We start from the raw sequence: 20,569 nt of genomic DNA on the forward strand, positions 1-20,569 counted from the left end.
CGGCTAATAGACCCCTTAAACCAAGAATTAACTTGAGCTCATAAAACGTCTTATCAACAACGATTGTAAGTCACGTCGACCATCTACGATTAAATAAATAATTACTCGCTTATCTATCACTCGATAAATTACGCGATAAGGCTTAAAAAACACTTGTCTATACTCATGAATGCCTAACGCTGCCAATTCTTTTGGATACGATCCGCGATTTGGATTTATTATTAGTTTTTGCACTAATCCCATTAGTTGATCTAAGACATGATCAGCATGTTTTCTAGAATCAGATGTGGCTATATAGTCGTAAATATCTTCCAAATCATAGCGCGCGCCTGTTGTTAAAAAAACCTCATGGCGCATTAATCTTCGAGCTCTTTGTTACGCAAATGCTCAATAACATCTTTAATAGGTTTTATTTTGCCAGCACTAACATCCTGATTACCCAAGGCTAATATCTTTAATAAGGCCAAGGTTTCTTGAGTTTCTTCATAACTAGTCAAATCTTGCAGCACCGCTTTCGCTTCACCATTTTGAGTAATCACAAACGGCTGCCGCTGCTCTGCCAATTCCAACAAAACCTCAGCAGCATTGGCTTTCAAATAACTAATCGGTTTTATTTGAGATGAATATCGCATATGTATACCCTCTGCTCTGCAAAATAGAGGTCTAAATATAGTCCTTTAAAAGACTTCGTGCAAGCCGCCCAAAACTAAAAACTCAGAGGCTCCTGAAGGTATCGCGTTACTCAATCCTTACTGACCTTAACGTTTAAGGGAAGAAAACACAGCAAGATAAAATGTTGCTGCGAAAAGATATATAATTAAAACAAGCGAAGCGCAGTACATAGTTCCGCATGTTTTAATTAAAAATCAGAACGTTTCGCTCGTCGCTGCGCGACTACAGCGAGTAACTTTTGATTACCATGGATGGTATGAATGCAGATTTTGCAGGAGCAAAAATCTGCTGTCGTAACAAAAAGTCACCAAAAAGTACTGTGCCGGATGTTGCGTACTTGAATGAAATTACATTTCATTCAAGTATTCCCTCGCAGTGTTTAAGGGCTCACGCGTCGCCTCAACGCAACATCCTGTTGCGCTCGGCTCACATGAACATCCCTGTTCATGTGTCGCTATCCCTTAAACACAACTCGGCACACCATAACGGGCATTATCCCTTCGTTTGAGCACAAAAAGATTTTTAACCTCTCAAGATGTTTATTCATTCGTGAATTTAAACAAAGGAACATTCCCCTCATGGCTCGCCGAGTGTTGCGAGGCTTGTCGGGGAAAACAAACAGGAGGTTTGTTTTAGCCCCGCCGCGACAAGGACGTCGCGTCGGGACGCCCCGTTACAAGTCACGCCATACGAGGGTACTGCGCGTGTTGTTTACGCGCAGCGAGACATTGGGGAAAGTATTTTTTGGTGACTTTTTGTTATGACAAAAAGTTACTCGCTATAGTCGCGTAGCGACGGGCGAAACGCTTATGTTCTTTGATTTCAACAGCATGTTGCCTACCACTTTATTTCACATGCTTACAAAAACATGCGGCGCAATGCGCTACGCTTATTGCACCCTACATTACTAGATAAATAATTAAGCCAACAATACACCAAAACATAAGACCTAAAAACGTGCCGGCGTCTGCGCTAATAACGCGCGGCTCACTTACATCAAGGCGCATATTTTTTAATGATGACCGGTATTTTGGTTTTCGCACAATGCGCTCAACTCGAAAAAGCCCAAAACTAAATGCTGGAACAACAATACAACCTGTAAGATAACCAAACACTTGAAGAACTAACTCGAATAAAAATCGAAGAAAAACTTCACCTGTTGCATTTATTGGCATTTGATACCTGGCGATTAAAATAAATTACATTATCAATCTAATTCAACAATGCAAAATAATGGATATTCTATATTTATATAAAACATAAACCCCGAATGTCTGACCACTCGAGGTTTATTTTATTATTATTTTTCTGTTTTTTCTATCGCTGGTTGCCGCACTCTTATTGATAGTTCTTTTAACTGCGCCTCCGACACATTCGCTGGTGCGTCGGTTAACAAGCATGCAGCGGATTGTGTTTTGGGGAATGCCATAACGTCACGAATGGATTGTGCGCCAGCCATTAACATGACTAAGCGATCTAAACCAAATGCTAAACCGCCGTGTGGTGGTGCGCCGTATTTAAGTGCTTTTAATAAGAAGCCAAATTTTTCTTCGGCTGCTTCGGCTTCGATGCCTAAAAGTTTAAATACGGTTTGTTGCATGTCGTTGTTGTGAATACGAATCGAGCCGCCGCCAATTTCGGTGCCGTTTAATACCATGTCGTAAGCGCGCGAAACTGCATGACCTGGATCGGCCATTAATGCATCAATAGAAGGTACTTTGGGCGCGGTGAACGGATGGTGTAATGCTGCCCAACGTTTGTCTTTTGCATCCCATTCAAACATGGGAAAGTCGATGACCCATAAGAAACGCCAATCGCCTTCGATGAGTTTTAAGTCGTGACCAATTTTGACGCGTAATGCGCCCAGTGATTCATTGACGATATTCGCTTTGTCGGCACCGAAGAAAACAAGATCGCCGTTTTGTGCTTGCGTGCGTTGCAAGATAGTGGCGATAACGTCGTCTGGTAAAAATTTCAAAATCGGTGATTGCAAACCTTCGCGACCTTGCGCGAGGTCGTTGCATTTTATATACGCTAAACCTTTTGCACCGTAACGACTGACAAATTGCGTGTAGTCGTCAATATCTTTACGACTGAGTTTTTCGCCGCCATTGGGTACACGCAATGCTGCGATGCGACCTTCTGGATCATTCGCGGGACCGCTGAATACTTTGAAATCTACGCTGCGCATCGCATCGGTTAAGGTGACCAGTTCTAATGGAATACGTAAATCCGGTTTGTCGGATGCAAAACGTTCTATGGCTTCTGCATAGGTCATGCGTTGCACGGGACGCGGAATGTCGATGTTCATGATGTCTTTAAATAAACTCACAATCATGCTTTCCATTAAATCCATGATGACGGTTTCGTCGATGAACGACATCTCGATATCGAGTTGAGTAAATTCAGGTTGACGATCAGCGCGTAAATCTTCATCACGAAAACACCGCACGATTTGGTAATAACGATCTAAACCACCCATCATCAATAATTGTTTAAACAATTGTGGTGATTGCGGTAATGCAAAAAAACTGCCGGGATGCGTGCGACTGGGAACAATATAGTCGCGTGCACCTTCGGGTGTGGCTTTGGTTAGCATCGGGGTTTCGATATCTAGAAAACCATTGGCTTCTAAAAAGTTGCGCATTTTATGCGTGACATTGGCGCGCAGACGCAGCCGTTGTTGCATTTGCGGACGACGCAAGTCGATATAACGAAAACGTAAACGCACATCTTCGTTAACGTCGTTATCATCAATTTGGAACGGCGGTGTTTCAGCGGTGTTGAGTACTTCAACATCCAGCGCGAGGATTTCAATTTGACCGGTGCTTAATTCTGCATTCACAGTACCTGCAGGACGTGCGCGTACACGTCCGCGAATTTTTAATACGTATTCGCTACGTGCGCGTTCGGCTTTTGCAAATATGTCGGCACGGTCCGGATCAAAAACGATTTGTAATAAACCGGTGTGATCGCGCAGATCGATAAAAATAACACCACCGTGATCGCGACGACGATGTACCCAGCCACAAGCCACAATTTCTTGATCAATTTCGCGTTCAGAAACAACGCCACAATAATGAGAACGCATGGTCATCCCAATAATTTAACTAACGATAAAGTGAGCAGCCCTACCCGGGGCGGACTACCCTACGTGATTTATGTGTTTGCTTAATGTATCCGGCCAAATATATCTGGCCAATGATCCCAATGAATCGTTTACTACACATTCACTAGACGCTAAGCAGTACACAAAGTGTGTGGAATATTACGGATTGGTCTAGCTGATCGCAATGCGCAGCGGCAATTATTCCTTGCTGGCAGCGGGTTTAGCTTTGGTTTCGGTTTTCGGTTCACTGCTACCACTGCTGCTACCACTGCTGCTACCACTGCTGCTGCCACTACTGGCGTCACTGCTGCTGGTGCTACTGCCCTCGACCACATTCCGTTTGTTTTTGCTTTTAAAATCCGTTTCATACCAACCACCGCCTTTTAAGCGAAAACCGGGGGCGGAGACGCATTTTCTCAATTCGGGCTTGCCGCACGCGGGACAATCGACGAGGGCATCTTCGGACATTTTTTGCAGCGCTTCGAGCGCATGGCCACAGGCTTTACATTCGTATTCATAAATAGGCACGACTAACACCTCATTGCCAAGAAGAAGCGCGATTATAGGGATAGGTGCACAGGATGCAATTTCAATTTAGCCATCGGATAAGGAAAGTTAGTCAAGATAGATCAACACTGGTCGGCCTTAGTAAGTTCGTATAAAATCCGCGCCACTTGTGAGGTCTTTGTGCAGTGATGGCACAGCTTCTTCGCCTAACTCAATACTCTAGAAATGGGGATTTACCCGTGATCAAGTCTACTTTCAACGCTATTTTCGCCCTGCTCTTAGCCGCTAACACCCTGCCCGCTCTTGCGAATGGTGACGCTGTTGCCGGTAAATCCAAAGCCGAAACGTGCTTGGGTTGCCATGCACAAGCTGGCTATTTCAATGTTTATCCTTCTTATCGTGTGCCGAAATTGGGCAATCAAAATGAAGCGTACATTCTGGATGCTTTAAAAGAATACAAAAGCGGTGAACGTAGTCATCAAACCATGCGCGCCAATGCCAGCGGCTGGACTGCACAGGACATGGCGGATATCGCTGCGTTCTTAACCCAAGCGGGTAGAGGCAAAAGCTCATTCATCGGAACAGCCGGAAACGTTGCGGACGGTGAGAAAAAATCGGCTACTTGTGTTTCTTGTCATGGCCCTGCGGGCGCTAAACCCATTTTGCCGCAATACCCTATTTTAGCGGGTCAATACGCGGATTATCTTTATCAAGTATTACAGGCTTACAAAATCAAAGACCATTACGCGTCGCGTAATCATCAGATCATGAACAGCCAAGTTGTTAATTTAAGCGATCAAGATATGCACGACTTAGCGGCTTATTTCGCCAGCCAAGAAGGTTTAACGGTAGTCGCACGTTCTGGTAAAGAACCTCAGCAATAACAATATTATCTGATTTAAAAACCCAGCCCGTCCTGTTTCAGGGCGGGCTTTTTTATAAGCGCAAGATGCATCTGTCATGATAAAACTAAACAGCATTAGTTTCGGCGAACAACATTCCACAACACCGTTGATTGTGTTGCACGGTTTATTGGGCTCAGCGAGTAATTGGCGCTTGCTAGCAAAACAATGGGGTGAATACCGCCCCGTGCATGCGCTAGATTTGCGTAACCACGGACAATCACCGCACACCGACAGCATGTCGTATCACGAGATGGCGGATGATATTCGATGGTTTATGGATGAACATAAGATTGAACGCACGCATTTGCTCGGCCATTCCATGGGCGGCAAAGTCGCTATGCAATTTGCGATGGACTTTGCTACGCGCTTAGATCATTTAATCATTGCCGATATTGCACCCAAACAATATCCCCGTAGTCATGATGCCGTTTTTGCAGCGCTGCAACGCATTGCCGCCATGAATATTCTTTCGCGTCAACAAGCCGACGATGCCATTCGTGATTTAATCCCCGACCTGAGCACACGCCAATTTTTATTAACTAATTTAGTTCGTACTGAACAAGATGATTATCGTTGGCGTGTAAATGTAACAGTGATTCAAAATAGTTATGAACAAAATATTTTAGCCGTGCCGGATTTCGCAGCAAAACAAACGTTTACAGGAGCGACTTTATTTATAGGCGGCGGTGATTCGCCTTATATCCAAACCAACGATCATGCTTTGATTAAACGCTATTTTCCGCAAGCAGAAATAACCATGATTCCAAATGCTGGTCATTGGTTACACGTCGATCAAACTGCATTATTTGATCAACAGGTACGAGATTTTTTAGCTGACCATTAGTAATACATTTCCCCGCAAGCAACTGACCACAAAATGCCGACGTATTCATAGACGGCCTTCTCAGCTTTTTGCAAACTAAATGTATTGGGCAAAAACGAACGAATGGTAAAACTATTGGCATCTTTAACCATATAACCCGCCGGTGCAGCGATCGGTTTGGCTTCTAATTTTTCAAACATGCGCATAGAACGAAACATGTGCGAGGCCGAGGTCACTAAAATAAAACGATCTTTGCCTAAAATAACACTCACTAATTTAGCTTGTTCATAAATATCACGCGAAATAGTTTCAAGAATAATATCTTGTTGGCGCACGCCTAATTGTTTAGCAACATCCGCCATAATTTTAGCGGCGGGCGCGCGATCAAAAATAGTGCCGCCCGATAACACTAATTTGCTATTAGGATAAGCGCGATGAATTTTTACGCCTTCCACCAACCGCACCATTGAGCCTTCATCTAATTGGCTAGTGACCGGCAATTCCGGATCCGAAGCATAACCCGCACTTAACACCACGATATATTTTATAGCAGTACGATCGTGCTGATTAACATGATAAGGCTGATAACGACTTTCCAAAGGGCCTAACATCTGATTTGAAACGGGATCAAGGCTCAAAGCCAACAACAATAAAATACCGATCGTCACAATAAAACGGCCGGTTTTTTGTTGTTTGGTAAACCATAAGAAATACAGCCCCGAGATCGGCAATAACAAAGTTACGGGGAAAGGCATGAGCACACGGGCGAAAATGCTTTTAAACATCAAAACTGTCTCGCTAAAAAATTAATAAACGCGGCTAGCACGAACGGTCTATTTTAACCCAAGTGCGTTCTATATATTAGCTAATCATCCGTTTTTCGACGCAGTGATTTAAGTTTTCCGTGTTTAGTTTTACTGTCCATGCGTCGGGTTTGTGAAGATTTTGTCGGTTTAGTTGCTTTGCGTTTTTTACGCACAATGCCGACGCCAATAATTAATTCTTGTAAGCGCAATAAAGCATCCGCTTTGTTTTGTTCTTGACTACGATATTGTTGCGCTTTAATAACAATGATGCCATCGGTAGAAACACGTTGATCATTTAACGCTAATAACTTTCCTTTATACATATCCGGCAATGATGAGGCGGCAATGTCAAAACGCAAATGAATAGCGCTAGACACTTTATTAACATTTTGCCCACCACTGCCTTGCGCGCGAATAGCTTGAATGTCTATTTCATTTTCAGGAATAATAATATGGCTATTAATTTTTAACATGTTACTTATGCCGATTTAAGCCAATACTCTAATTCAATGTCAACGACATCGGTGCCATCACTTAAACTCATAACATTTTCTTGAATAGTGCATTGCAATTGCATACTGCGTTTAATTAATTTACACAAGCCTTGTGTGGCTTCAGCGGCAAGATATACCACCGTTAAATTATCGAAGCGGGAAAGTTTGTTGTGTATATCGTTCCACCACGCTTGTGGCGCACGACCACCATAGGTATAAATCCAAACGTGTTTGGCGCGCCCACACGCTTTACGAATACGTTTTTCATCAGGCTGGCCCAGATCGATCCATAATTCCACTTCATCAATTAAAGATTTTTTCCACACATCGGGTTCGTGTTCATCACTCAAGCCCTTGGCAAAAGTTAGCTGTTCATCTGCGTGTTGCGCAAATGCAACTAAACGCACCATGACACGTTCATCGGTTTCGGAAGGATGTTGCGCAATGGTTAAAGCATGATCGTGATAATATTGTCTGTCCAAATCGGCTATCTGCACATGCACTTTCAAAATAGTTGCGTTTAACGCCATAAAATTACTCACTAACACGGAATCTGTGCTTCACATTCTAGCATTGTCACCGGTAACATAGCGCTCCGCTTTACGTGACTTTGAGCGGTTTTATCGAAGTCCATTCACTGAACATCGCGACAGGAAATAACATGACGCTAATAGGCACACCACTGACAGCTAACGCAAAACGCATTATGTTGTTAGGCAGCGGCGAACTCGGCAAAGAACTCGCCATTGAATTACAACGCTTGGGTTGCGAGATCATTGCAGTGGATCGTTATGCGAACGCCCCTGCTATGCACGTCGCTCATCGCAGTCATGTGATTAATATGTTAGATGGCGTGGCTTTGCGGCGCGTAGTCGAATTAGAAAAACCGCACTTAATTGTGCCCGAGATTGAAGCTATCGCAACCGATACTTTGATTGCATTAGAACAAGAAGGCTACACGGTTATTCCTACCGCGCGCGCCGCACGTTTAACCATGAACCGTGAAGGCATTCGGCGTTTAGCGGCTGAAAAACTAAAACTGCCGACGTCGCCTTATCATTTTGCAAATAATTATGCAGATTTTACAGTCAGCATTAATGCGATTGGCTTGCCTTGCGTAGTGAAACCGATCATGAGCAGTTCAGGCAAAGGTCAAAGTATTATTAAAACCAAGAACGATATACAAAGTGCGTGGGATTACGCACAAGCCGGCGGCCGCGCAGGTCAAGGCACCGTTATTATCGAAGGTTTTATTGAATTTGATTATGAAATTACTTTATTAACGATTCGTACTACAACCGGCACACAATTTTGTGCACCGATTGGCCATGCCCAAATCGCCGGAGATTATCGTGAGTCTTGGCAGCCCCAAGCCATGCCCGCTTCGGCTTTAGGTGCGGCTGAAGATATTGCTAAAAAAATTACCGATGCTTTAGGTGGTTACGGATTATTTGGCGTGGAATTATTTATCAAAGGTGATAAAGCCATTTTCAGTGAAGTGTCGCCGCGACCACACGACACTGGCATGGTGACTTTAATTTCACAAGACTTATCAGAATTCGCTTTGCACGCGCGCGCTATTTTAGGTTTACCGATTCCTTCGATTCGACAACGCGGCGCTGCTGCATCCTGCGCATTACTCGCCGAAGGCGATAGCAATAATGTGGTATTTGAAAATCTAGACGTTGCGTTAGCCGAAGCCGATACGCGTTTACATTTATTCGGCAAACCCACCGTTCAAGGCAAACGTCGCATGGGCGTGGCATTAGCCTTAGCAGATACTATTGAAGCGGCACGCGCCAAAGCCATCCGTTGTGCAAGCGCTGTTAAAATGCGTAATGCAAAAAACATCTCGCAGCCGTAATGTAATATTACTCGCGCAGAAAATAACTGTGCTGAATAAAATGCAGCGCCTGCGCAATGGCCTTGTCATCACGCATAATAAAAGGATGTGAAACCGGCAACACGAGAAAATCTTTCATGCCGCTTAATTTTGCACGATCCACAGAAACCTTGCCGTCATTTTCGGTTTTAAAACACAATGACAATAATTTATTAACTGAATGATTGCCGGTGATAATGCCCAACTCAAAATCAGCGGCGCCTAACGTGTTCGGCACACTATCGGGTGCAGTCCCTAATGAACGTCCCGCTTGACCATATAACAGTCCAAACAACCACCATTTACCTATCGTGTCCACTACTTCACTGCCTTGATTAGGCGGTGCGAGCATGACGACACGACCACAGTTTTTTATTAATTTATCGTGGCGCATTTGACGCAGCAAAATGCCACCCATTGAATGCGTAATAAAATTAATTTTTTCAGATGAATCAGAAGTAGACGCAACAGCCGCGTGAATTTTTGGATAAATATAATGATGCGCTAAATCATGCACCGTGTGACGACGAGAGGGATAACCAATATTAATAACATTATAACCCGCTTGCTGCGCAGCACTTTCAATCTTACTCATGGCTAACGCGGTACGACCTAAGCCATGCAATAAAACTAGATTTTGCTTAACATTTATATTCATATGTTAATCGTCACAACAATCACCACATTGCATACTTATGCCGCTCATTTCGTTAATAAGGACTTGCAAGGATAATGTCTACAATAAAAAAACGAGCATGCAGACGCATGCTCGCCTTATAAAAAATTAACGTGCGGCTAATTGGCTATTTTTGCGACTGTAAAAGAAATACACAACCAAACCTATTAATAACCAAACACCAAAACGCAACCAAGTCTGTAGTGGCAGGCTATACATTAAATAGCCACAAGAAAGAATGCCTAATACTGGAACGACTGGATTAAATGCAATCCGAAAAGGTCGCGGCAAATCCGGTCGGGTGTAACGCAAAATTAATACGCCTACACAGACCATTACAAATGCAGCCAGTGTGCCGATGCTAACTAATTTAGCCACTGCATCAATCGGCATAAAACCTGCGACTAATGCCATTAATACACCGCAAGCAGCAATGACCCGAGCCGGCGTTTGTGTTTTTGGATATAAGGTTTGAAATGCAAAGGGTAATAAACCATCCCGTGACATTGCCAATATCACGCGTGTTAATGCGTAAAATAATACCAACATCACCGTAGTTAAACCCGCGATAGCACCCGCTGCAATAAAACCAGCTGCAACGCGATGACCTAAGCTCAACAACGCTTCCGCAACCGGTGACGCTACATTCAATGATGTGTAAGGCACGATGCCGGTTAATAAACCTGCAACCACTACATAAATTACTGTGCAAATGCCTAGCGATGTCAAAATACCAATGGGTAAATCGCGCTGTGGATTTTTCGCTTCTTCGGCTGCGGTCGAAACCGCATCAAAACCAATATAAGCAAAGAAAATAAACGCCGCGCCTTGCATGACACCTTCCCAACCAAATGGCATAAACGGTTGCCAGTGCATTGGATTCACATTAAAGACAGCAACTGCAATAAATATCGCAATCGCTAATAATTTAATCACTACCATCATCGCGTTAAAACGTGCGCTGACTTGCACGCCAATGACCAATACTACTGTTAACAACAAAATAATTAATAGAGCCGGTAAATTAACAATCCCGCCAGCATCCGGCGCCGCTGTTAATGCAGCAGGTAATGCGATGTTCAGCGCGCTCAATGCATTCGTCACATAGCCCGACCAACCAATCGCTACCGCAGGCGTTGCAACACCGTATTCTAAAATTAAATCCCAACCAATCATCCAAGCGACTATTTCACCCAAACCTGCATACGCATAACCATAGGCACTTCCACAACCGCCGACTGCAGATGCTAATTCGGCATAACACAAGGCAGCGAATGCACAGGCAAAACCCGCTACAACATACGACAGCACAATCGCCGGACCTGCTTCAGTTGCCGCAGCAACGCCCGTCAAAACAAAAATACCAGCACCGATAATGGCGCCAATGCCTAACAGTGTTAAATCCAGCGCACTCAAACAGCGCTTCAAGCCGGTATCAACAACTAAATCAGCATTAATGGGTTTGGTACGTAACAACGACATGAATGACATAGCCCGGTCCTCGATGCAAAGTCGTATAAAAAATCAATTAGAATATTAGCGCGATTCTGCGCACGGGGCAAAAATGATTGTTTATGATTCGCGCAGAATAAATCCAGTAATGCGCGTCACCCACGCACGTGGCAATAAGCGCGTCGTAAATGCCATGAGTTTATTTGCAATACCAGGAATACCCACGGTGCGATGCGACAACATTAATTCAATACCATATTGTGCAACTTGCTGACTACTCATCAACGCACGATCACGCAAAGGATTGCCACGCGAACCCGAAGCAGCCCAAAATTCCGTACGCGTACTGCCGGGACACAATACTTTAATGCGAACGTTAGTCGACGCTAATTCAGCATTCACTGCTTCCGATAAACTTAGAACATAGGCTTTAGTTGCAGCATAAACTGCAAAATAAGGTGCGGGTTGAAAGCTGAGCAACGAAGCAATATTTAAAATACACCCTTGATTACGAGTCAGCATTGCTGGCAAAAATAATGTCATTAAGGTCTGTAAGGTGCGCACATTCACATTCAACATGTCCGCAACATCATCTGATGCGATATCTAAAAATCGCCCTACTTTACCAAAGCCTGCATTGTTAATCAGAAAATCAATCGCGTGTTTTTTGGCTTGAATATACTGATGCAATTTTGCTGGCGCATTGATATCCGATAAGTCTAATGCCAGCACTTCAACTAATACGCCATACTCTTTTATTAGTTGGCGCTGCAACGCTTCTAAACGATCAACGCTACGCGCCACAATGATAAGATTACAACCACGCTGCGCTAATAGCGTTGCAAAATCAACGCCTAATCCACTGGATGCGCCAGTGACAATCGCCCATTTATTATTTAAATTTTTCATATCAATCACGTTAACCTATCAAACGTTAGTTTTTTTATTCAACACATAAACAGCAGTAATACCGACCAAGCCGCCCGTAATCGTATGCAGGTTGGGCACCTCACCTAAAAATACCCAAGCACCTAATGCCGCCGAAGTCGGTACCAAAAAAATAAAACTACTCGCACGACTAGCGCCCAATTGCGTCGTGATGTAAAAATAAAAACTCGTAGCCAGCGCCGTGGTAATCGTCGCACTAAAAAACAGATTACCCCAAAACAAACCATCTGCCTGTTGTGCAATATGGAATATTTTTTGGCTGTCGATTAAAAACATCACTTGCAGCACCGATAACAAATACAGCCATAATGAAAATGTTAATGGTGACCCATACTTTTCAGTACGCGCGGTTAACAAACTAATAATGGCCCAAATGAAAGCCGCCAACAAAAAATAAACATTGCCAGATTCAAACACCTTTTGCCAATCAGCGATCAGATTTAATAACAAACACGCAGCCACCAAACCCAGTACTATTCCTAGCGTTTCTTGCTTATCCGGCAAACGCCGCGCCAGTAACAACATAATGACATACGACATCACCGGACAGAGCGTCGTCACTAAAACACCACCTGCTCCCGCATAACCCTGCAGCAAACCTTTAAAAAACAATACTGAATACGCCGTCATCAACACCGAGGTAATTAATAAACTCGGCAGTCCTCTACGACTAATAGTCCACTTCACTCGAAACAAGGGCAAAATGAATAACAGCGACAACACCGTAAACGCAAATCGATAAAACGTTATTTCAGTTGCTGCACCATAATGAGACAGCACTTTGCCGGATGTCCAACTGAGCCCCCAACAAAACATGCTCAGCATCATGCCGGGCAATAATAGTTTTTGATAATCACTAGAAGGTGATGAAGTATTTTGAGACAGATTAATGGGAGTCGACATAGAGGTCTTTTAACTACATAAGAATAAGCAATCGCGGGCGAAGCATACAATTAGCAGTGATTGCGAAGCAATCACTATTATTGAATGGGTTTATTAGTCAAGTGTCGCTTTTTCCATCCCTGAATCATGGCAGGCGTGACATCTTTAGAATAACAAAGTGGCGCATACCCGTTCTGCCTGGTGTAAGCACTTCTTCTTCCACATTTTGCCCCATTACTTGCTAAATTATATGGGCATGGGCATTTGCGCGGATAATTCGCAATAGATTCCTGAATTATGCTTTCAGTAATAAATTGTTCTGATAATTGCGGGTCGCTTGCCCATAATAAGCAAGGCATTAACAACATTCCTAACACCAAATTTTTCATCTTACTTTCATTCGTTAGTAGTATCGTCATAATGATAGTGAAGCATTATTACGAATACGTTATTATTTGAGTTTACTTCCTTATAAAAATTCGTTCGCTGCTGCGCAGATTTTGTAGGGTGCAATAAGCGCAGCGCACCAAATATCTTTAATAAATAAAAGCGTTTCGCTCGTCGCTACGCGACTACAGCGAGTAACTTTTTGTCGTAACAAAAAGTCACCAAAAAATACTCCCCTGATGTCTCGCTGCGCGTAAGTATTACGCGCAGTTCCCTCGTGTTTGATCTGTTGTTGCGGGTCGTCACGACGCGACGTCCTTGTCGCGGCGTGACTAAAACAAACTTCCTGTTTGTTTTCCCCGACAACCGCTCAAACACTAGGCGAGCCATATGGACGTTTGCTTCGTTTTAGTTTTAAAGAAAACCAATAGCATGAAAGTGTTTTAAGTTACGTAGATACAAACTAAAGGGATAATGCCCGTCATGATGTGCCGAGAAGTGTTTAAGGGGTAGCGACACATGAACAGGGATGTTCATGTGAGCCGATCGCAACAGGATGTTGCGTGGAGGCGACGCGTTAGCCCTTAAACACTACGAGGGCATACTGTAATGAAATGCAATTCCATTACAGTACACAACATTGGGGCAAGTATTTTTTGGTGACTTTTTGTTACGACAAAAAGTTACTCGCTGTAGTCGCGTAGCGACGAGCGAAACGCTTTTATGTTTTATCAAAACATTTGACACGTGAGAACACGACCATTCCCACCCTCCTTAGCTGCCTGGCTTAATAAGCAGTCAATCGAGATATTGCAACAAAAGATCCTATACCAAAAAATATTATGCCTAGCCCAACACATACGACAAGCCCATTAAACCAATATACATGCACAGGAGAATCTTTCTTATTTACTAGTTGGCTATAAATAGTTAGCTGAGTCCAATATGCCAAACATAACGCTATTCCACTTACCAATAAACCTAAAATGAAAAATATTAGAGGCTGCCGCATATCTGGCACATGTTCACCATCTGCCTTTGAAACCATATCACCTATAAAAGTAAGTATGGCAATAATCGCTCCGCCATTAATTATAAAAACGTAACGTAATACAGCATGCCCATATGTGATCAAAGATTTATATGTCTCTAAAGCATGCCAACTTTGATTTGATTCCGACATGTCATCCCTCTAAAAATGTAATAGAATTAAAAAACTAAAAATCAATGCAGCTTCCCCTTGGTAAAACTCAACGCCTCGCCATCCACATCAATCACCACCACATCCTTCGCTCCAAACTCCCCTGCTAATATTTTGTGCGCAAGTGGATTTTCCAATCGTTGTTGAATAACACGTTTCAGTGGTCGTGCGCCATAAACTGGATCAAACCCGGCTTCGCCTAATCTATCTAATGCCGCGATGCTAATTTCAAGTTTAATTTCTCGCTCTAGCAAACGTGCTCGCAGGTGTTCTAGTTGCACGTCGGCAATCGCACGAATGTGTTCTTTGGCTAATGGATGAAACACGACGACGTCATCAACGCGATTAATGAATTCTGGTCGGAAGTGTGTCGCCACTACTTCCATTACCGCTTGTTTCATTTTGTCGTAGTTATGTTCACCGCTTAATTCTTGGATAATTTGACTACCAAGATTTGAAGTCATCACAATCACAGTGTTACGAAAATCCACGGTGCGACCTTGACCATCGGTTAAGCGGCCATCATCTAATACTTGTAACAACACATTAAAGACATCGGGATGTGCTTTTTCGACTTCATCGAGTAACACAACGGAATACGGTTTGCGGCGCACGGCTTCGGTTAAATAACCGCCTTCTTCGTAGCCTACGTAACCGGGTGGTGCGCCGATTAAACGGGCAACAGAATGTTTTTCCATAAACTCGGACATGTCTATCCGTATCATCGCGTCTTCGGTATCAAATAAAAATCCCGCTAGTGCTTTGCTTAATTCGGTTTTACCAACGCCGGTAGGACCTAAAAATAAAAATGAACCATTCGGACGCTTAGGATCCGACAAACCTGCACGCGAACGACGAATCGCATTGGCTACAGCAGTCACCGCTTCGGTCTGACCAATCACGCGTAATGCCAAAGCCTCTTCCATGCGTAATAATTTATCGCGCTCGCCTTCCAGCATTTTAGAAACGGGAATGCCCGTCCATTTAGAAACAATTTCCGCAATTTCTTCTTCAGTGACTTTATTGCGCATTAACTGCGGTTCATTATCATCGAGCTTTGTATGCTCTGATGCTTGCAAACGTTTTTCTAATTCGGGAATACGACCATATTGCAATTCAGACATGCGCGTTAAGTTGCCGGCGCGGCGCGCAGTTTCTAATTCTAAACGCGCGCGGTCGAGTTCTTCTTTAATATGCGCTGAACCTTGCACTGCCGACTTTTCTGCTTTCCAAATTTCTTCGAAGTCCGCATATTCTTTTTCTAGCGTCTTAATACTGGCTTGCAATATTTTCAATCTATTTTTCGATGCTTCGTCATGTTCTTTTTTCAACGCTTCACGTTCAATTTTTAATTGAATCAAACGTCTGTCGAGTTTATCCATCACTTCCGGCTTGGAATCAATTTCCATGCGAATCAAACTGGCGGCTTCGTCAATCAAGTCAATGGCTTTATCTGGCAATTGTCTATCGCTAATATAACGATGCGACAAAGTTGCTGCCGCAATAATGGCAGGATCGGTTATATTTACGCCGTGATGCACTTCATAACGTTCTTTTAAACCGCGTAGAATCGCAATGGTATCTTCCACGTTCGGTTCATCTACTAAAACTTTTTGAAAACGCCGTTCGAGTGCGGCATCTTTTTCAATATATTTTCTATATTCATCTAACGTGGTAGCGCCCACGCAATGCAATTCGCCGCGTGCTAACGCAGGTTTCAACATATTGCCGGCATCCATTGCACCGTCAGCTTTACCGGCACCTACCATCGTATGAATTTCATCAATAAATAAAATGATTTGGCCTTCTTGTTTGGCTAAATCTTTTAATACGGCTTTCAGACGTTCTTCAAATTCACCGCGAAATTTTGCGCCCGCGATTAACGCACCCATGTCGAGCGACAATACACGTTTGTTTTTTAAACCTTCCGGCACTTCACCATTAATAATACGTTGCGCAAGACCTTCAACGATGGCGGTTTTACCCACGCCAGGTTCGCCGATTAATACGGGATTATTTTTAGTGCGGCGTTGTAACACTTGAATAGCGCGACGAATTTCATCATCGCGACCAATGACGGGATCTAGCTTGCCTTGTTCAGCGCGTTGCGTCAGATCGATAGTGTATTTTTCTAACGCTTGTCGATTTTCTTCTGCGTTCGCATCGTCCACACGCTGACCTCCGCGCAATTCATCTATGTTTTTTTCGATTAATTTTTTCAAGCCATCCGGTCTAGGACTAAGCTTTTTTAATATTTCAGCAGCTGCACCGCCCGCCTCTAAGATTGCAGGCAATAATAATTCGCTGGCAATAAATTGATCTTTGCGTTGTTGCGCAAGTTTGTCGCAAATATTAAATACTTTATTAAGCTCATTCGCGATTTGTAAATCGCCACCCGCTCCTTGCACGTGTGGCAAGCTATCTAAATAAGCATTCAACTCGGTACGTAACGCAGCGGTTTTGATTTCTGATTGCGTCAGCAAGTGATTAAAGGTGCTGTCTTGTTGATTTAGAATTGCAGCTAATACATGCGCCGATTCAATGAACTGATGTTCGCGTCCTACTGCTAATGACTGCGCATCGGCTAATGCTGCTTGAAATTTGCTGGTTAATTTCTCGATCCGCATCTGCAAAACCCTACCTTGTAAATGATTGATACCGGCCACTAAGACTTATGCTTTTAGCACTGAGTGAGCACAGAAGTATAGACGAAGGCAGGAAGTTTCAAGAGGACTTACAAAATTTCGCCTTCCCGTTGCAACTGCTGAGTGATTTGGCCAGGAGCTGCAACAAAACGTGCTAACACTATATAAACCGCTGGGATTAGAAACAAACTAACAAAGGTAGCAAACATCATCCCACCAATAATCACTATGGCTAATGCACTACGACTTTCTGCGCCTGCACCACTCGATAAAACTAATGGGACGGCGCCTAAGATAGTGGCAATAGTGGTCATCATAATAGGACGAAAGCGTTGTTTAGTGGCTTGCAATGCTGCATCGGCTACAGCATAACCTTCGCCGCGCAATTGATTAGCAAATTCCACAATCAAAATACCATTCTTAGCTACTAATCCAACCAGCATCAGCAAACCAATCTGACTAAAAATATTTAAGCTAATACCGGCTAACCATAAACTCAATAAACCACCTGTAATGGCAATGGGTACGGTCAACATGATGGTTAAGGGATGAATCCAGCTTTCAAATTGCGCGGCTAATACTAAAAACACAACTATTAACGCTAAGCCAAAAGTAATCCACAACGCGCCACTCGCTTCATAATATTCCAACGATAAACCGGAATAACTTATTGCTGCATCAGCAGGCAACGTTTGTTTAATGCGACGTTGCATATCATTCAAGGCATCACCTAAAGCATAATTCGGCGCGAGCGCTGCCGACAAGGTAACAGCGGGCAGGCGATTCACTCGACTTAATTCTTTGGGCGTGGCGCTTTCAGCAATATCAATATAATTGGATAAAGGCACCATTTGTCCATCCAGCGCACGAATATAACTACGACCAATATCTTGTGGCACTCGTCGCTGACTTGCTGGCAACTGCAAAATCACGTCATAAGTTTCATTACGATCAATAAAGGTAGAGACTGTTCTCGAGCCATACAACACTTGCAAAGTCTCCGCGACATCTGCGGCACTAATACCTGCTAACGCGGCTTTATCGCGATTGATACTGACATTAATGACTGGCTTCGCTGTTTTATAATCAATGTCAGGATTTAATAATTGAGAATTTTCACGCACGTTATCAAGCAATTGATTTGCCCACGTTTCAGCTTGCGCATACGTTGACGAACCAATCACTACTTGCAACGGGGTACGGCCCGCACCACTATTTTGTCCATAACCCATAGGGCTAATAGCAAATGCTTGCACGCCAGGTAATTTTAATAACTGTGGCAAAATTTGATTTTTAATTTCTTCTTGTGAACGCGTTCGTTGTTCAATCGGTACTAACCGCGCAATGCCCAACCCACTATTCACTTCGCCGATACTGTTATTAGACGGAGCCACCATAAAAAAGAAAGTGCCGAGCTCACCCGTTGCTTTTAATTGATTAACAATTTTTTCTATTTTCTGACCTTGCGCTCGCGTGTATTCAAGACTGGAACCATCAGGTGTAGAAAAGCGAATATAAATAATACTGCGGTCTTCAATCGGTGTGGTTTCTGCAGGCAATACCATATAAAGACCTACAGCCCCCAAAGCCAAAATAGCGCTGACAATAAAAATGCGGCCGCGATAATGTTGCGCAGTTTCCACCCAACGCGCAAAAGTATCATTAACAACTGCAAACCATTGGCCGGCTTTTTGATGTGCTTGCGACGATTGCAGCATTAACGCACACATCATCGGCGTAAGCGTTAACGCTACCACACTGGAAAACAATACTGCCGCTGCTAACGCTACGCCAAATTCAGTAAACAAACGACCGACATTGCCCTGCATGTACGACAAGGGTAAAAACACTGAAACCAACACTAAGGTTGTGGCAATTACTGCAAAGGTAATTTGTCGCGAACCGCGATACGCCGCAACTAAAGGTGATTCACCTTGTTCCATACGCCGATAAACATTTTCTAATACAATAATAGAATCATCTACTACCAAGCCAATAGCTAATACAAACGCTAACAAGGTAAGAATATTAATCGTGAATCCTAAGGCACCGAGCACCATGAAACTCGCGATTACAGATACCGGAATCGCCACTGCGGGAATCAAAGTAGCGCGCCAATTACCAAGGAATCCATAAATCACACCGACTACTAATAAAATGGCGATCCCTAAAGCAATGACGACTTCATGAATGGATTCTTCGATAAATAAAGCGCTATCATAAATAACATTTATTTGTAGAGCATCGGGCAATGCGTCTTGAACTTTTGCTAACTCAGCCCGCACACCTTTGGAAACATCTAAGGTGTTGGCTTTAGATTGTTTAACAATGCCTAAGCCGACAATACCTTTACCATTAAGATACATTTCACGACGATTCGTATCGGTATCCAAATTAATTTTAGCGATATCATTCAAGCGCACGATACGGCCTTGATTTTGATACACCACAATGCGACCAAAAGATTCTTTATCTAATAAACGGGTTTTTAAACGCACGCTGAATTCGCGCTGCAAAGATTCAATACGCCCAGCAGGTAACTCTACATTGGCTGCACGAATAGCTTGCACTACATCATTTGCAGTTACGCCGTAAGCTACCATCGCTTCACGATTCAACCAAACGCGCATCGCATAAAATTGTCCGCCGCCTAATGTTACTGAAGCAACGCCGGGGACACTGGAAAAACGGTCTTGTAAATTGCGCACCGCGTAGTCGGTTAATTCCAAACCAGAATATTGCGGACTGGATAAACCCATCCATAAAATCGGACTGGAATCAGCATCCGCTTTAGATACTTGTGATTCTTCTGCTTCATCGGGCAAAGCACGTCGTACGCGCGCTAATTTATCGCGCACATCATTCGCGGCGGCGTCTACATCGCGCGATAATTCAAACTCAATCGTGACACTCGATACTTCATCACGACTCGTAGAAGTAATGCGTTTAATACCTTCAACACCACTAACCGCCGATTCAATTTGTTGAGTGATATCACGCTCGATAACATCCGCTGCTGCGCCCACATAGACAGTGGAGATAGAAATTATAGGAGGATCAATATCGGGATATTCGCGGATAGGCAAACGATCAAATGCCGCCAAACCTAAAACGACTAACAATAGGCTTAAAACAATAGTAAAAACCGGACGTTGAATCGCAAGGTCAGAGGGATACATG

18 protein-coding genes are annotated in these 20,569 nt (G+C 43.5%); 3 read left to right on the top strand and 15 right to left on the bottom strand.

The genetic code is table 11. From position 1 onward, the window contains the following. Positions 1–27: 27 nt before the first annotated feature. The 4 genes from H0W44_09855 to H0W44_09870 all read right to left on the bottom strand — a co-directional run bounded on the left by H0W44_09855 (position 28) and on the right by H0W44_09870 (position 4,309). Positions 28–357, bottom strand: coding sequence for a type II toxin-antitoxin system RelE/ParE family toxin (locus H0W44_09855; GenBank protein MBA3582742.1), 330 nt, complete (start codon positions 355–357; stop codon positions 28–30). After that, complete coding sequence (locus H0W44_09860) at positions 357–632, bottom strand: type II toxin-antitoxin system Phd/YefM family antitoxin (GenBank protein MBA3582743.1); 276 nt, start codon at positions 630–632, stop codon at positions 357–359. The genes H0W44_09855 and H0W44_09860 overlap by 1 nt, the downstream gene beginning before the upstream one ends. A 1,340-nt stretch (positions 633–1,972) precedes the next feature. Next, complete coding sequence (gene aspS, locus H0W44_09865) at positions 1,973–3,763, bottom strand: aspartate--tRNA ligase (GenBank protein MBA3582744.1); 1,791 nt, start codon at positions 3,761–3,763, stop codon at positions 1,973–1,975. 216 nt (positions 3,764–3,979) lie between these two features. After that, complete coding sequence (locus H0W44_09870; protein MBA3582745.1) at positions 3,980–4,309, bottom strand: zinc ribbon domain-containing protein; 330 nt, start codon at positions 4,307–4,309, stop codon at positions 3,980–3,982. Positions 4,310–4,527: 218 nt separating this feature from the next. Here H0W44_09870 and H0W44_09875 point away from each other — a divergent pair, with 218 nt between their 5' ends. Then, positions 4,528–5,172 carry a c-type cytochrome gene (locus tag H0W44_09875; protein ID MBA3582746.1) on the top strand — a complete coding sequence of 215 codons (645 nt, stop codon included), beginning with the start codon at positions 4,528–4,530 and terminating at the stop codon, positions 5,170–5,172. 76 nt (positions 5,173–5,248) lie between these two features. After that, positions 5,249–6,037 carry an alpha/beta fold hydrolase gene (locus H0W44_09880; protein ID MBA3582747.1) on the top strand — a complete coding sequence of 263 codons (789 nt, stop codon included), beginning with the start codon at positions 5,249–5,251 and terminating at the stop codon, positions 6,035–6,037. Here H0W44_09880 and elyC read toward each other — a convergent pair. The 3 genes from elyC to H0W44_09895 all read right to left on the bottom strand — a co-directional run bounded on the left by elyC (position 6,034) and on the right by H0W44_09895 (position 7,846). Beyond that, positions 6,034–6,801, bottom strand: a complete 768-nt coding sequence (elyC, locus tag H0W44_09885) for an envelope biogenesis factor ElyC (GenBank protein MBA3582748.1) — start codon at positions 6,799–6,801, stop codon at positions 6,034–6,036. The two genes, H0W44_09880 and elyC, sit on opposite strands and share 4 nt — an antisense overlap. 80 nt (positions 6,802–6,881) lie before the next feature. After that, positions 6,882–7,295 carry an aminoacyl-tRNA hydrolase gene (arfB, locus tag H0W44_09890; GenBank protein MBA3582749.1) on the bottom strand — a complete coding sequence of 138 codons (414 nt, stop codon included), beginning with the start codon at positions 7,293–7,295 and terminating at the stop codon, positions 6,882–6,884. Between the two features lie 5 nt (positions 7,296–7,300). Continuing rightward, entirely contained in the window at positions 7,301–7,846 is a 546-nt protein-coding gene (locus H0W44_09895; protein ID MBA3582750.1) for a YaeQ family protein, read from the bottom strand. Positions 7,847–7,977: 131 nt separating this feature from the next. On the opposite strand from H0W44_09895, the gene purT reads away from it, so the two are divergent. Beyond that, entirely contained in the window at positions 7,978–9,180 is a 1,203-nt protein-coding gene (gene purT / locus H0W44_09900) for a formate-dependent phosphoribosylglycinamide formyltransferase (GenBank protein MBA3582751.1), read from the top strand. A gap of 7 nt (positions 9,181–9,187) precedes the next feature. On the opposite strand, the gene H0W44_09905 is transcribed toward purT, so the two are convergent. The 8 genes from H0W44_09905 to H0W44_09940 form a co-directional block, all read right to left on the bottom strand. Further along, positions 9,188–9,856: an alpha/beta hydrolase gene (locus H0W44_09905; GenBank protein MBA3582752.1), complete on the bottom strand. Its 669-nt coding sequence runs from the start codon at positions 9,854–9,856 to the stop codon at positions 9,188–9,190. A 126-nt stretch (positions 9,857–9,982) separates the two neighbouring features. After that, entirely contained in the window at positions 9,983–11,356 is a 1,374-nt protein-coding gene (locus H0W44_09910; GenBank protein ID MBA3582753.1) for an amino acid permease, read from the bottom strand. Between the two features lie 90 nt (positions 11,357–11,446). Further along, positions 11,447–12,235: an SDR family oxidoreductase gene (locus H0W44_09915; GenBank protein ID MBA3582754.1), complete on the bottom strand. Its 789-nt coding sequence runs from the start codon at positions 12,233–12,235 to the stop codon at positions 11,447–11,449. An 18-nt stretch (positions 12,236–12,253) separates the two neighbouring features. Continuing rightward, positions 12,254–13,177, bottom strand: coding sequence for a DMT family transporter (locus tag H0W44_09920; protein ID MBA3582755.1), 924 nt, complete (start codon positions 13,175–13,177; stop codon positions 12,254–12,256). Between the two features lie 77 nt (positions 13,178–13,254). After that, the gene (locus tag H0W44_09925) at positions 13,255–13,545 is read right to left on the bottom strand and encodes a hypothetical protein (protein ID MBA3582756.1); all 291 of its coding nucleotides are present in this window, start codon (positions 13,543–13,545) and stop codon (positions 13,255–13,257) included. Positions 13,546–14,330: 785 nt separating this feature from the next. Then, on the bottom strand, positions 14,331–14,726 hold the full coding sequence (locus H0W44_09930) for a hypothetical protein (protein ID MBA3582757.1): 396 nt from the start codon (positions 14,724–14,726) through the stop codon (positions 14,331–14,333). Between the two features lie 41 nt (positions 14,727–14,767). Beyond that, positions 14,768–17,371, bottom strand: coding sequence for an ATP-dependent chaperone ClpB (clpB, locus tag H0W44_09935; GenBank protein ID MBA3582758.1), 2,604 nt, complete (start codon positions 17,369–17,371; stop codon positions 14,768–14,770). Positions 17,372–17,478: 107 nt separating this feature from the next. Continuing rightward, positions 17,479–20,568, bottom strand: a complete 3,090-nt coding sequence (locus H0W44_09940; GenBank protein ID MBA3582759.1) for an efflux RND transporter permease subunit — start codon at positions 20,566–20,568, stop codon at positions 17,479–17,481. Position 20,569 lies beyond the last annotated feature (1 nt).

It is taken from the genome of Gammaproteobacteria bacterium, assembly GCA_013817245.1.
In the GTDB taxonomy this organism is placed as follows: Bacteria; Pseudomonadota; Gammaproteobacteria; order HTCC5015; family HTCC5015; genus JACDDA01.

Excerpts from the sequence above, each read along its gene's own strand:
- H0W44_09855 (MBA3582742.1), bottom strand. The coding sequence starts at position 357 with ATGCGCCATGAGGTTTTTTTAACAACAGGCGCGCGCTATGATTTGGAA.
- H0W44_09860 (MBA3582743.1), bottom strand. The coding sequence starts at position 632 with ATGCGATATTCATCTCAAATAAAACCGATTAGTTATTTGAAAGCCAAT.
- aspS (MBA3582744.1), bottom strand. The coding sequence starts at position 3,763 with ATGCGTTCTCATTATTGTGGCGTTGTTTCTGAACGCGAAATTGATCAA.
- H0W44_09880 (MBA3582747.1), top strand. The coding sequence starts at position 5,249 with ATGATAAAACTAAACAGCATTAGTTTCGGCGAACAACATTCCACAACA.
- elyC (MBA3582748.1), bottom strand. The coding sequence starts at position 6,801 with ATGTTTAAAAGCATTTTCGCCCGTGTGCTCATGCCTTTCCCCGTAACT.
- arfB (MBA3582749.1), bottom strand. The coding sequence starts at position 7,295 with ATGTTAAAAATTAATAGCCATATTATTATTCCTGAAAATGAAATAGAC.
- H0W44_09895 (MBA3582750.1), bottom strand. The coding sequence starts at position 7,846 with ATGGCGTTAAACGCAACTATTTTGAAAGTGCATGTGCAGATAGCCGAT.
- purT (MBA3582751.1), top strand. The coding sequence starts at position 7,978 with ATGACGCTAATAGGCACACCACTGACAGCTAACGCAAAACGCATTATG.
- H0W44_09905 (MBA3582752.1), bottom strand. The coding sequence starts at position 9,856 with ATGAATATAAATGTTAAGCAAAATCTAGTTTTATTGCATGGCTTAGGT.
- H0W44_09910 (MBA3582753.1), bottom strand. The coding sequence starts at position 11,356 with ATGTCGTTGTTACGTACCAAACCCATTAATGCTGATTTAGTTGTTGAT.
- H0W44_09915 (MBA3582754.1), bottom strand. The coding sequence starts at position 12,235 with ATGAAAAATTTAAATAATAAATGGGCGATTGTCACTGGCGCATCCAGT.
- H0W44_09920 (MBA3582755.1), bottom strand. The coding sequence starts at position 13,177 with ATGTCGACTCCCATTAATCTGTCTCAAAATACTTCATCACCTTCTAGT.
- H0W44_09925 (MBA3582756.1), bottom strand. The coding sequence starts at position 13,545 with ATGAAAAATTTGGTGTTAGGAATGTTGTTAATGCCTTGCTTATTATGG.
- H0W44_09930 (MBA3582757.1), bottom strand. The coding sequence starts at position 14,726 with ATGTCGGAATCAAATCAAAGTTGGCATGCTTTAGAGACATATAAATCT.
- clpB (MBA3582758.1), bottom strand. The coding sequence starts at position 17,371 with ATGCGGATCGAGAAATTAACCAGCAAATTTCAAGCAGCATTAGCCGAT.
- H0W44_09940 (MBA3582759.1), bottom strand. The coding sequence starts at position 20,568 with ATGTATCCCTCTGACCTTGCGATTCAACGTCCGGTTTTTACTATTGTT.